General features: G+C 26.0%; 3 protein-coding genes. All 3 read left to right on the forward strand.

All coding sequences use genetic code 11. From position 1 onward, the window contains the following. A partial coding sequence (locus tag AC6UD0_RS07255) for a hypothetical protein (RefSeq protein WP_500708686.1) occupies positions 1 to 306 on the forward strand: 306 nt, incomplete at its 5' end. Beyond that, positions 303 to 578 carry a hypothetical protein gene (locus tag AC6UD0_RS07260; protein WP_500708688.1) on the forward strand — a complete coding sequence of 92 codons (276 nt, stop codon included), beginning with the start codon at positions 303 to 305 and terminating at the stop codon, positions 576 to 578. The genes AC6UD0_RS07255 and AC6UD0_RS07260, both read left to right, overlap by 4 nt. Continuing rightward, positions 579 to 1,064, forward strand: coding sequence for a protein-export chaperone SecB (locus AC6UD0_RS07265; protein WP_500708689.1), 486 nt, complete (start codon positions 579 to 581; stop codon positions 1,062 to 1,064). The last annotated feature ends 252 nt before the right edge of the window (positions 1,065 to 1,316 follow it).

Raw genomic sequence — 1,316 nt, forward strand, 5'->3', positions numbered from 1 at the left:
ATTGAGTTTCTTCATAATTACATTGAATCTCATAAAAACGAAATAGATGCCTTATCTTTGAAACATAGAAATGGAATTGATGGATACTCCAAAAAATTAGATGGTGCTGTTATTGATACATTTATAAATGAAATGAGGCATAGCGGTATAAGTATTTTAGGTGTTAAATGTCCTACAAGAAATCGGCTTGGACAAGCTAAAATTAAAAACACAGGTATGCCCAACTCCATTGAATTATGCATAAAAAGCAATAAGATAATTGATTATGATACAATTAAATTAGCAAAGGGAGATGACTTGGTATGAAAATTAATATGTCAATTGATGAATTTAATAAAATCATAGAGAGTAATGAATCAAAGAAAAGATTCAAAAATAGCATGAAAAAATATGGTTTTGACGTTGACAAGGCTATTAAATATCAACATCATATCTTGTCTTACGAAAAAGTAGATATTGGTTACGTAGATGATTATATAAATTCTTCAAATAATCCCATCATACAGGAATCATATAGTAATATTTATTCAGAAAATACATTTTATGATGATTCTGCTTTAAACAAGGAGGTTGCTTAGTTGAGGGTTATTAAATCAATGCAGTTTAAAAATTATGTTGTTAATGATATAAAGTATTTAAAAAATGAAAAATTTGTTCCCAATAAAAACCACAAGTTAAATACTCCGATAAAATGTTTTTCAACTATTCGTTATCCAAAAGATGGTTATGATGGAATTGTCAGTATTAAAATGATTTTAGGCAACACAAGAGAAATCGATTCACCCTTTTTTTTGGAAGTTGAACTAAGTGGAATATTTAGATTTGAATTAAATGAAAATTTGGATACTTCTAGGGATAAAATTATTAAAGAAATGAAAAATATGTTAGCTTTAAATGGTAATGCAATTTTATTTCCTTATGTAAGATCGTTGGTGTCTGATATAACTTTAAAAACAAATCAATTTCCAGCATATATTTTGCCTACTATGAATTTTGTTGAGTTATTAGAGAAAAATAAAAACATTAATTTTAAGCCGTTAAACAATAATTCTAAAGATAATTAATAAAATATTGTTATTTTGTAAGAAAGTAAACCTTTAAAAGAATAAGCGAAGAAAATATTTATAATGAAAGCATAATGATTGAATTCTTTTGTTTATGGAAATATGGCCTAGTATCATAAGCATAAAAGAGCTCACTTCTTAAATGAAGTGGGCTTTTTTGTTTTGCTATAAAATATTTTTAAATTAATTTGCTAAAAGTGTTGACTTATTCTACTATCGATAGTAGAATAGTATTTGTAATCAAGGAGGTGA

The sequence above is a fragment of the Fructilactobacillus sp. X7R9C1 genome, assembly GCF_059901005.1.